9 protein-coding genes and 1 tRNA gene are annotated in these 12224 nt (G+C 32.0%); 8 read left to right on the forward strand and 2 right to left on the reverse strand.

Features of this window, described 5'->3' with window-relative positions; translation table 11 throughout:
• Positions 1 to 39 precede the first annotated feature (39 nt).
• Genes C7447_RS03370 through ppsA form a run of 3 tightly spaced genes read left to right on the forward strand, consistent with a single transcriptional unit; the run spans position 40 to position 3731 of the window.
• Positions 40 to 687, forward strand: a complete 648-nt coding sequence (locus C7447_RS03370; protein ID WP_148868765.1) for a dienelactone hydrolase family protein — start codon at positions 40 to 42, stop codon at positions 685 to 687.
• A complete protein-coding gene (locus tag C7447_RS03375; protein ID WP_246143006.1) occupies positions 680 to 1336 on the forward strand; it encodes a phosphoribosyltransferase in 657 nt (218 codons plus the stop codon). The genes C7447_RS03370 and C7447_RS03375 overlap by 8 nt, the downstream gene beginning before the upstream one ends.
• A 1-nt stretch (position 1337) precedes the next feature.
• Complete coding sequence (ppsA, locus tag C7447_RS03380; RefSeq protein WP_148868767.1) at positions 1338 to 3731, forward strand: phosphoenolpyruvate synthase; 2394 nt, start codon at positions 1338 to 1340, stop codon at positions 3729 to 3731.
• An 88-nt stretch (positions 3732 to 3819) separates the two neighbouring features.
• On the opposite strand, the gene C7447_RS03385 is transcribed toward ppsA, so the two are convergent.
• Positions 3820 to 3893: transfer RNA gene (locus C7447_RS03385), tRNA-Ile, on the reverse strand.
• A gap of 52 nt (positions 3894 to 3945) precedes the next feature.
• Positions 3946 to 4917: a polyprenyl synthetase family protein gene (locus tag C7447_RS03390; RefSeq protein ID WP_148868769.1), complete on the reverse strand. Its 972-nt coding sequence runs from the start codon at positions 4915 to 4917 to the stop codon at positions 3946 to 3948.
• 125 nt (positions 4918 to 5042) lie between these two features.
• On the opposite strand from C7447_RS03390, the gene C7447_RS03395 reads away from it, so the two are divergent.
• From C7447_RS03395 to C7447_RS03415, 5 genes are all read left to right on the forward strand, one after another.
• A complete protein-coding gene (locus tag C7447_RS03395; protein WP_148868771.1) occupies positions 5043 to 5639 on the forward strand; it encodes a TetR/AcrR family transcriptional regulator in 597 nt (198 codons plus the stop codon).
• A 6-nt stretch (positions 5640 to 5645) separates the two neighbouring features.
• Complete coding sequence (locus C7447_RS03400; RefSeq protein WP_148868773.1) at positions 5646 to 6989, forward strand: TolC family protein; 1344 nt, start codon at positions 5646 to 5648, stop codon at positions 6987 to 6989.
• A 7-nt stretch (positions 6990 to 6996) separates the two neighbouring features.
• Positions 6997 to 8178: an efflux RND transporter periplasmic adaptor subunit gene (locus C7447_RS03405; protein WP_148868775.1), complete on the forward strand. Its 1182-nt coding sequence runs from the start codon at positions 6997 to 6999 to the stop codon at positions 8176 to 8178.
• Positions 8179 to 8201: 23 nt separating this feature from the next.
• Positions 8202 to 11666, forward strand: coding sequence for an efflux RND transporter permease subunit (locus C7447_RS03410; RefSeq protein WP_148868777.1), 3465 nt, complete (start codon positions 8202 to 8204; stop codon positions 11664 to 11666).
• Positions 11667 to 11752: 86 nt separating this feature from the next.
• Entirely contained in the window at positions 11753 to 12223 is a 471-nt protein-coding gene (locus C7447_RS03415) for a regulatory protein RecX (protein WP_148868778.1), read from the forward strand.
• Position 12224 lies beyond the last annotated feature (1 nt).

Genomic DNA, 12224 nt, shown 5'->3' on the forward strand with positions numbered 1-12224 from the left:
TAGAGATGTAATTTTAGCATTAAAATATTGGTATTGAAAATGATAGGAACAACTCGAAACGTAGAAATTAATTTAGGTAATGTTACGCTTAAAGGAATTTTAAGCGTTCCAGAAAACTCAAAAGGGATTATTATTTTCTCACATGGTAGTGGAAGTAGTCGATTGAGTCCGAGAAATAACTTTGTAGCCAAATTATTAAATGAACAACAGTTTGCAACACTTCTTTTTGATCTGTTAACAGAAAAAGAAGACAGGGTTTATGAAAACAGGTTTGATATTGAGTTGCTAACTCAAAGGTTAATCAATGTTACCAAATGGGTTAAAAACAATTTCGAATCATCATCAATTAATAATATAGGATATTTTGGTGCAAGTACAGGGAGTGCATCAGCATTAAAAGCAGCCGCGTTTTTTGGAGATTCAATTAAAGGTGTAGTTTCTAGAGGAGGAAGAACGGATTTAGCTGGTAATGAGGATTTAAATAAAATAAATTCTCCTACACTTTTTATAGTTGGAGGATTTGATGATGTGGTGATAGCTTTAAATCGTATTGCATACAGTAAATTGAAGTGTGAAAAAGATTTTAAAATTGTTTCCAATGCTTCTCATCTTTTTGAAGAACCAGGAAAGCTAGAAGAAGTAACAGCATTAACGATTAGTTGGTTTAATGAATTTTTTAATGATTAAAACGATGTTTGAAGATAGAACTGAAGCGGCCATATTACTAGCAAAAGAATTGCACCATTTAAAAGGTGAAAATACCGTTGTATTAGCGATTCCTAGAGGAGGTCTTCCGTTAGGAGCAATAATAGCAAAAGAACTTGAAGTGCCTTTAGATATAGTATTAACTAAAAAAATAGGACATCCTTCAAATAAAGAATATGCAATTGGTGCTGTAAGCTTAAAAAACTCTGTTTTAGGATTTGGTTCCGATAGTGTTTCAGAAGAATATTTAATAGATGAAATAGACAGCGTTAGAGAAACTTTAAAAAAGAGACTTCAAAAATTTTATCTAAACGTTTCTCCTCAAAACCTTAAAAATAAAACGGTGATTATTGTAGATGATGGAATTGCCACAGGAAATACTATTTTAGTTACAATCGAATTGGTGTATAATGAAAATCCAGCAAAAATTATTATTGCAGTTCCTGTTGCTCCCCCATCAGCCATACAAAAGCTAAAACGCTCTCCATATGTAGACGAAGTTATTTGTCTAGAAGAACCTTATGATTTTAATGCAGTTGGAAATCACTACAGAAATTTTGATCAGGTTAGTGATAAAGAAGCAATTTATTTATTAGAAGAAGCTAATAGTGCCTTAAAAAAGAAAAAATAAGATGAATAATGCTACTCTTAAAATGTTTAGTGAAATTGGTATTAATGATATTGCTGTTGTTGGTGGTAAAAATGCCTCATTAGGAGAAATGTATAATGAGTTATCTTCAGATGGGGTTCCTATACCTAACGGTTTTGCTACCACATCTTTTGCTTTTAGAGAGTTTTTAATCAAAAATAATATAGAAGAAACTATAAAGCAAGTTTTAAAAAAGTTAGATAGAAATACTTATAATAACCTTAATGAAATTGGTGAAAAGGTTAGAAAATTAATTTTAGAAGGCGAGTTACAAGAAAAATTTTCTGAAAGAATACTACAGGCGTACTTAGAATTAGGAAAAGGGAAAGAAATTGATGTAGCTGTAAGAAGTAGTGCAACTGCCGAAGATTTACCAGGGGCTAGTTTTGCGGGACAACACGAGTCTTATTTGAATATTAAAGGAGAAGCTAATTTGTTAAAGGCGGTAAAAGATTGCTTTGCTTCATTATATACCAATAGAGCCATAAAGTATAGAGAAGAAAAAGGATTTAAACACGAAGAAGTTGCGTTGTCGGTAGGAGTTCAAAAAATGGTAAGAGCAGATAAAGGATGCTCAGGTGTTGGTTTTACTATTGATCCAGAATCAGGATTTAAAGATGTGGTTTTAATTTCAGGGGTTTGGGGCCTAGGAGAGAACATTGTTCAGGGAGTTGTAAATCCGGACGAATTTTATGTTTTTAAACCTTCGCTTAAAAAAGGGTTCGATGCAATTATCAAAAAGAACATGGGATCTAAGGAAAAAACAATGGTGTATACCACATCAAATAATCATGCATCAACTATGAATGTAGATACCCCTTTGGCTAAACAAGAATCGTATGTGCTTTCAGAAGCTGAAATTAATAAACTAGCTAAATGGTCTTTAATTATCGAAGAGCATTATAAAACAGCGATTGATATAGAATGGGCAAAAGATGGTTTTACAAATGAATTATTCATTATTCAAGCAAGACCAGAGACAGTACATCAAGAAGATGATAAGAAATTCACTGTTGAATATAAATTGTTAAAAAAACAATCTTCGATATTAAATGGAAATGCAATTGGGCATAAGATTGTTCACGGTAAGGTTAAAAAAATAAACTCTCCAAAAGAAGCAGTTGAACTAACCAAAACAGATATTATAGTCACAGATTCTATTACGCCAGATTGGGATCCTTTATTAAAAAAAGTGAGTGCTATTATTACCAATAAAGGGGGAAGAACAAGTCATGCAGCGATTGTTTCTCGTGAACTCGGTATTCCTGCATTGGTAGGTTGTATTAATGCAACAGCAATTCTTTCAAATGATCAAGCTATTACTGTTTCATGTGCCGAAGGAAATACAGGATATGTTTATGAAGGAGAAGTACCTTTTGAAGAAAACAAGATCAACTTTTCAAACATAAAAATGCCGAAAACAGAAGCTAAAATTATTCTTGCAGATCCTGATAAGGCTTTCAGATTGTCATTTTATCCTAATGATGGAGTTGGTTTAATGCGAATGGAGTTTATTATAACACATTTAATAAAAATCCACCCAATGGCATTGGTGCGTTTTGATAAACTCAAAAACCCAGCAACAGCGGCTTATATTGAAAAACTTACGAAGAACTATACAGACAAACGGGAGTACTTTATTGATAAGTTGTCGCAAGGAATTGCTACTATTTGTGCAGCATTTTATCCGAAAGAAGTGATTGTTAGACTAAGTGATTTTAAAACGAATGAGTATGCAAATCTTATTGGAGGTCAACAATTCGAGCCAGCAGAGGATAACCCCATGTTAGGTTTTAGAGGAGCTGCACGTTATTATAATAAAGCGTATAAAGACGGGTTTAAACTTGAATGTGAAGCTATTAAAAGAGTTCACGCAGATATGGGATTAACCAATTTAAAAGTGATGGTTCCTTTTTGTAGAACGGTTGAAGAAGGAAAAAAAGTAATAATGTTGATGGGAGACTATGGATTAATAAGAGGCGAAAATGGCTTAGAAATTTACACTATGGTTGAAATACCAAGTAATGTAATTTTAGCAGAAGAATTTGCAGAAATATTTGATGGATTTTCAATAGGTTCAAACGACCTTACGCAACTTACATTAGGTATAGACAGAGACTCAGGGTTAATGTCAAATTTGTTTGATGAAAAGAACGAAGCGGTTAAAAAGATGATATCTATGGTTATTGAAAAAGCAAATAAAACGAAAACGAAAATTGGTTTATGTGGTCAAGCTCCGAGTGATTATCCTGAATTTGCTTCGTTTTTGGTGGCATCGGGTATAGATAGTATTTCATATAACCCAGACGCTTTGTTAAAAGGAATTGAGAATATGAATAAAGCTGAAGAGGAATTATTTTCTAAAGCACGTAGTTAATAATTTTTTTTAATATTTAGTGTTATATGCTTCATTTTCAGAATTAAAAAAGCCCAATTAAACAATGTTTAATTGGGCTTTTAAGTTGTGGTCCCACATGGACTCGAACCATGGACCACCTGATTATGAGTCAGGTGCTCTAACCAACTGAGCTATAGGACCTCCTAAAAAGGATTGCAAAAATAAAAACTTTTTTGAAACTAGAACAATAAAATTACACTTTTCTGTTCATTAAATTGTTTCCGAAATCTCGTAGGCCTTTTTTTGCTTCTTCAGAAATTTTTAAAGACGCTAAACTTTCAAAAGATTTATTGGTATAATCTTCAATTAGGTCTTGTGTAAATTTAGGAATATCGTTCTGCTCAAAAATACGAGAAACTTCTACTATTTTTATAGAGTTGTCTTCTAATTTTTGGTTGTAAAAAAACTTAAGTTTTTCAATATCATTATTATCAGCAATTTCTAATGATTTTAAATACAAATACGTTTTCTTGTTTTCAATAATATCCCCACCTACTTGTTTTCCAAATGTTTCAGGATCTCCAAAAGTATCTAAATAATCATCTTGTAGCTGGAATGCTATACCAAGGTTTAATCCGAAATCGTATAAATGATTTGCCTGTTCTTCATCAGCTTCTGCAACAATGGCTCCCATTTTTAAAGCAGCAGCCACTAAAACAGATGTTTTTAAAGTAATCATTTTTATATATTCATCAATAGTAACATCGTTTCGAGTTTCAAAATCGACATCTAGTTGCTGACCATCACAAACCTCCAAAGCTGTTTTGCTAAATAATTTTGCTAATTGCTGAAAAACTTTTGGTTTATAATTTTCAAAATACTGATATGCTAAAATCAACATCGCGTCACCAGATAAGATACCTGTATTTATATTCCACTTTTTATGTACAGTTTCTTTACCTCTTCTAAGCGGAGCTTCATCCATAATGTCATCATGAACCAAAGTGAAGTTATGAAAGGTTTCTACCGCCATAGCTGCAGGTATGGCTTTTTGATAATTACCAGAAAAAATATCCGCAGCAATTAAAGTCAAAATTGGTCTGATTCTTTTTCCTCCTAATTGGAGTATATATTCAATAGGAGCATATAAGTTTTTAGGTTCATTCTCAAACTTTTGGGTTTGTAAATAGTCTAAAAAGTCTGTTTGATATTTTAATAAATCCAAATCTCAAATTTTTTGTAAAAATAATGTAATCTGAAGAATGTTTAATACTGAATGTTAAAAAATCATTAAAACTTAGGAAACTTTTTTTGTTTCTAAAGTTTCCTGTTGTACATTTGCCGTCAATTATGAAAGAAAAAATTTTAGAAAAAGCGGGAGAAATGTTCCTAAACCTAGGGTTTAAGAGTGTTACGATGGATGATATTGCCAACGGAATAGGTGTTTCTAAAAAAACCATTTACACTCATTTTAAGAATAAAATAGAGTTAGTTAAAGAAGTGACCAGTTTTATGTTTAATTCTGTTTGTTGCGGAATAGATCATATTCATGAGCAACAAAAGAACCCTATTATAGAATTATTTGAGATTAAAAAGTTTGTAATGGGGCATCTTAAAAATGAAAAATCATCTCCACAATATCAATTACAAAAATATTATCCAAAAATTTATTCTGAAATTAAAAAGAAGCAATTTGATTTTATGCAAAACTCTATAAAAGAAAATTTAGAGAGAGGCCTAGAACAAAAATTGTTTAGAGATGATATTAATATTGATTTCATTTCAAGAATTTATTTTCAAGGAATGACAGCAATAAAAGACAACGAGCTATTTCCAGCTAGTCAATTTTCACAATCAGAATTAATGGATAATTATATAGAATATCACTTACGTGGCATTTGTACGCCAAAAGGAATAAAAGTTATTGAAAAACAGTTAATGAAATAAAAGTAAATGAAGAAAACAGTATTTATAATTTGTCTTTTTTTAGGATTAAATTCTATCAAGGCACAAGAGACCCCTTTTAAATTATCACTAGAAGAAGCTATTGACTATGCAATAAAAAATAACTACAATAACAAAGTAGCAGCTAAAAATATTGACGCAGCTATAAAAAGAAAATGGGAGACCACGACAATAGGTTTGCCACAGATAAATGGTACTGTTGATTATCAGAATTGGTTAAAACAGCAGGTTTCATTACTTCCGGGAAAAATAGCTGGTGGAGATCCAGGTACATTTGTGCCAGTGGCTTTCGGGACAAAACAAAATATCAATGCATCAGTAAGGTTAAGTCAATTAATATTTGATGGGTCTTATTTAGTAGGTTTACAATCTGCAAAAACCTATTTAAAAATTTCTGAACAAGCGAAAGAAAAAACAGAACTGACTACTCGTGAAGCAGTAATCAATGCTTATGGAAATGTATTGGTAACAGAAAAATCTATAGATATTTTAGAAAGTAATCAACGTATTCTTCAAAAGAATTTAAATGAAACTCAAAAAATTTATGATAACGGTTTAACGGAACTAGAAAATGTTGAGCAATTGCAAATCACCTTAGGGACTTTAGAAAACAATTTAAGAAATGCTAAACGCTTAAAAGAAATCTCTTATCAAATGTTAAATATTTCTTTAGGGAATTCAATTAACAAAAAATTAGAATTAACAGATTCACTTGAAAGTTTAACGATGTTGAATACTGATCTAAATTTATTAGCTCAAACTTTTGATATAAATAAACATATTGATTATCAAATAGCGCAAAACGATAGAGAAAGTAAACGTTTGCTGATGAAATTAGAGAAAAGCAAAGCTTTACCTAGTTTGTCTGCTTTTATTAACTACGGTGCCAGTGCTAATTCAGACTCTTTTGCTTTTTTTGATAGTGACCAAGAATGGTTCGATTATTCATTATTTGGTGTAACATTGAATGTCCCAATCTTCAGTAGTTTAGGTAGAAGTGCTAAAACTGCTCAAGCCAGAATTGAATTAGAAAACGCCGATATACGTTTAGAAGAAATTGAGCAAAATTTAAACTTACAAGCACAAACAGCAAAGAGTGAATATCAATTAAGTATCGAAAATTACGAAACGGCTAAGAAAAACATGGCCTTAGCAGAACGTATAGAGAAGAAGCAACAAGTCAAATTTTTTGAAGGAATTTCTTCAAGTTTCGATTTATCTCAAGCACAAAATCAATTATACACACAACAAAACAATTACGTGCAGTCAATGTTAAATGTCATTGCTAAAAAAGCACAGTTAGAAAACGCATTAAATATACCAGTAAAATAATCAACTAATGAGAAAGATATTTATAATAGCAGTAACCACCGTTCTTTTAATTTCATGTGGAGGCAAAAAAGAACAATCAGTAGAGCAAGTTTTAGCTACGAACGATTTAGCACAGATCAGAGCAAAAAAAGATAATTTAGATAAGCAGCAACAAGTTTTAGCAGATGAATTAAAACTATTAAACGCAAAAATTTCTGAATTAGACACGAATAAAAAAGTGTCGTTAATTACTACGATTGCAGCTAAAGAAAACCAGTTTGTACATTATTTAGAATTACAAGGAAATGTACAAACAAAGAAAAATGTATTGGTATATCCAGAAATGGCGGGTCAATTAGTAAGTATTTTTGTAAAGGAAGGTCAACAAGTTACTAAAGGGCAAGCATTGGCAAGAATAGATGATGGAGGAATGTCTAACCAATTAGCACAATTAGAAGCTAATTCAGCACTGGCAAAAACTACATACGAGCGTCAAAAACGTTTATGGGAACAAAAAATCGGATCAGAAATTCAGTTTTTACAAGCAAAAACAAGTTACGAGGCACAAACCAATGCAGTAAGTAATTTACGTAAAACAATAGCAAAATATACTATTAGAGCTCCGTTTACAGGAATTATAGATGATGTTATTAAAGAGCAAGGTACTGTGGTTGCACCTGGTCCTGGATCAGAAATTTTCCGAATAGTAAACTTAGGAGATATGTATATTGAAACTGATGTGCCAGAAAATTATATTACTTCTGTAAAAAAAGGAAAAACAGTAGAAGTTGATTTCCCAATTTTGGGAAAAAAAATAAATTCTGAAGTTCGTCAAGCAGGAAACTTTATCAATCCAGCTAATCGTACATTTAAAGTTGAAATTAGCGTGCCAAATAAAGACAGAAGCATAAAGCCAAATTTAACAGCAAAGCTTAAAATTAATGATTATACAAATCCTAATGCGATTTTAATACCACAAAGTATTATATCAGAAAATGCTAATGGAGAGCAGTATGTGTATATGGTAGATAGTATAAAGGGTAACAAAGGAGTTGCAAAACAAGTAATTATTGAAACAGGAAAAACTCAGGGAGATATTATAGAAGTAATAAGTGGAATTACTAGCGGAATGCATATTATAAACGAAGGAGCACGTAGTGTAAAAAATGACCAAGAGGTTAAAATCTTGAATGTTAATAGCGCTAAATAAACCAAATTAAAGACCTACGAATAATGACTAAAAAAAATAAAAAAGTAGATAAAGAATTCGGTTTGTCTTCTTGGGCAATTAACAACAAAACCACTGTTTATGTAATGATGGTGCTGATTTTCTTCTTTGGTATTTCTGCATTCTTAAGCATGCCTCGTGAAGATTTTCCAGAGATTAAAGACACCAAGATTTATGTAAACTCTATTTACCCAGGAAATACTGCGGAAGATATTGAAAAGTTAATTACTGATCCGTTAGAAGAAAAATTAAAAACAGTAAGTAATGTAACGAAGATTACATCGACATCGCAAGAAGATGTTTCGATGGTTATTTTAGAATTTGATGAGCATTTAACTATTGAAGAAGCTAAGCAAAAAGTTAAAGATGAGGTAGATCAAAAAGTATCGGGTGAAGACTGGCCTACATTTAACGGAGCTAAAGTGGAACCTAATGTTTTTGAGTTAAATATTTCTGAAGAAACACCCATTTTAAACATCAATATTTCGGGTGATTATCCTGTAGAACAACTTAAAAAATATGCTGAGTATCTTCAAGATGAAATTGAAGATTTAGATGAAATTAAGAAAGCAGATATCCGAGGTGCAGAAGACAAAGAAGTCGAAGTAGCGGTAGATATTTATAAAATGATGGCTGCTCAGGTGAGTTTTCAAGATGTTATACAAGCCATTGGAGAAGGAAATGCAACAGTTTCTGCGGGTAATATTGTAGCGAGTGGGCAACGTCGTACAATTCGTGTTTTAGGAGAAGTTCAAAATCCACAAGAGTTACAAAATTTTGTAGTAAAATCAGAAAAAGGAAACTCAATTTACCTTAAAGATATAGCGGTTGTTACTTTTAAAGACAAAGATAAAACAACCTATGCACGAGAGTTTGGGGAGCCTGTTGTAATGCTTGACGTTAAAAAACGTGCAGGAAAAAATATGGTTGCTGCGGCAGAAAAGATTACACAAATTGTAAAAGATACGAAGGAAAATATTTTTCCTAGTAATTTAAAAGTAACCATAGCGAACGATCAGTCGTCAAAAACAATTGGTCAAGTTGACGATTTGGTAAATAATATCATTTTTGGAGTAATCTTAGTAGTAACTGTACTAATGTTTTTCCTAGGGTTCAAAAATGCACTATTTGTTGGTTTTGCGATTCCTATGTCGATGTTCATGTCGTTAATGATCTTAAATTTGATGGGTTATACCTTAAATACCATGATTCTCTTCGGATTAATCATGGGGCTAGGGATGCTTGTTGATAACGGTATTGTTGTCGTAGAAAACGTATATCGTTTAATGGAAGACGAAGGGATGAACAGAGTTGAAGCCGCGAAAAAAGGAATTGGAGAAATTGCATTTCCTATTATCATTTCCACAGCAACAACAGTAGCTGCCTTTATTCCGTTAGGAATGTGGCCTGGGGTTATGGGACAATTTATGATTTATTTCCCAATAACTTTATCGGTAGTTTTAGGATCATCCTTATTTGTTGCTATCTTTTTTAACTCTGTTATGGTATCTCAGTTTATGACTACTGAAGATAAAGATATGCCATTGAAAAGAATCATAATGATGACGGCAATTATGGCTGTTTTTGGTCTATTAATTGTAATTTTTGGAGGTGCTTACCGCGCATTAGGAACTATAATGATTTTCACGGCAATCATGTTGTGGGTATATCGTTTATTTCTTCGTCCTATGGCAAACAGGTTTCAGAATAGATCTTTACCCCGTTGGGAGCGTTTTTATGAGCGAATGATTAGAGCTTCTTTAAAAGGATGGAGACCATACATTATTACAGTAGCAACATTCATTTTATTATTTATGGCCTTTGGAGGTTTTGGAGCATCTGTTGGTAGTCAACGTACGAAAGTTGAGTTTTTCCCAGATAACACCCCAAATCAGGTTATTGTGTATGTAGAGTACCCACAAGGGACAGATATAGATAAAACAAATCTTATTATGAAAGATTTGGAAGAGCGAGTAGATAAAATTTTAAACTCTTCTGAATATATGGACGGAGATTATAATTTTTTAGTAGAAAGTTCTATAGCACAAGTAGGGGCTGGTTCTGGAAATCCACAAACAGACGGAGGGTCTACTGCAGAAATGCCACATCGTGGTAAAATTGTAGCTAGTATGCGCGAGTATAAATACCGTAGAGGAGTGGATAGTAAAGAGCTTAAAAAGAAAGTTACCGATGCTTTACAAGGTATTTATCCAGGGTTATTAATTTCTGTAGAAAAAGATCAAAATGGACCGCCAGCTGGATACCCTATTAATATTGAAATGGAAGGGAAAGACTATGGAGAATTGATTAATACTGCAGAAAAAATTCGTGACTTTATCAATTCTAAATCAATACCCGGTATTGCAGAGCTAAAAATAGATGTAAACAAAGCAAAACCAACAATGTTGGTAAATGTAGATAGAAAGAAAGCAGGAGAATTAGGTGTTAGTGCTTCACAAGTAGGGCAACAATTACGTAATTCAATTTTTGGAAGTAAAGCAGGAGTTTATAAAGAGTCAGGAGATGATTACGATATTTACGTGCGTTTTAATAAAGAGAATCGTTACAACACCAGTGCTATTTTTAACCAAGCTATAACCTTTAGAGATATGGCATCAGGTCAGATTAAATCAATTCCTGTGTCTGCGGTAGCAAGTCAAAAAAACACCTCAGGGTTTAGCGCAATTAAACATAAAGAAGCAAAAAGAGTGGTAACAGTGTATTCTGCTTTAGCTCCAGGTTTTACAGATGCAGGCGCAATAGTTTCTAAGATTCAAAATGAAATGAAAGTTTTTACTGAATTACCCTCTGATATTAAAGTGGATTATACAGGTCAGATTGAAGAACAAAATAAACAAATGACATTTTTAATGGGGGCATTCTTCTCTGGTTTAGGATTAATTTTCTTTATTTTAATTTTCCAATTCAATTCAGTCTCTAAACCAGCAATTATTATGTTGGCAATATTTTTAAGTTTTATTGGTGTTTTTGGAGGGATTGTAGCATCGGGAGCATCATTTGTAATAATGATGACGATGATGGGAATTATTTCATTAGCAGGTATTGTGGTAAATAACGGAGTTGTGCTTTTAGATTATACTCAGTTATTAATAGATAGGAAAAAGATAGAGCTGGATATAGATAAAGAAGATTTTGTTGATGTAAATACGCTAAATGAAGCGATTATTACTGGTGGTAAAGCACGTTTGCGTCCTGTTTTACTAACTGCCATTACCACTATTTTAGGATTAATACCGTTAGCAACCGGATTAAATATTAACTTTTTTACGTTAGCAAGTGAGTTAAACCCACATATTTATATGGGAGGAGATAACGTAATCTTTTGGGGGCCATTAGCATGGACTGTTATTTACGGATTATTTGTAGCTACATTTTTAACTCTAATAGTAGTTCCAATATTATTCTACTTAGTTACACGTTTTAAAATGTGGCTTCGTACTATTCTATAATTAATTTTTTATTAACTATAAAAAAGGGTTGAAAGTGTAAAAATTTTCAATCCTTTTTATTTGCCATAATTAGCTACTTTCGTAAAATGAAAAAGCAGGTTTTTTCGGTTGAAGAAATAAAACGAAAGTTAGAACAATATTGTGTTTATCAAGACAGATGTCATAAAGAGGTTGAAAAAAAACTATCAGAATACAATTTAATTCCAGAAGCTAAAGAGTATATTTTATTACATCTTTTACAACATAATTTTTTAAATGAAGAACGGTTTGCAAAGAGTTTTGCTAGAGGTAAATTTAGAATTAAAAAATGGGGAAAACAGCGAATTATTCGAGAGTTGAAGTTTAGAGATATTTCTCAATACAACATTAAAACTGCACTTAAAGAAATTGATGACCAAGAGTATATAACTACTTTATATGAATTGGTTGAAAAGAAAAACGAGTCAATTTCTGAAACCAATATTTACAAACGAAAAAAGAAAATCATTGATTTTCTCAACTACAGAGGTTGGGAATCTAACTTGATTTTCGAAGCAGTGAATGAAATAGTTAAGTAAA

This window comes from Tenacibaculum adriaticum (genome assembly GCF_008124875.1).
GTDB lineage: Bacteria > Bacteroidota > Bacteroidia > Flavobacteriales > Flavobacteriaceae > Polaribacter > Polaribacter adriaticus.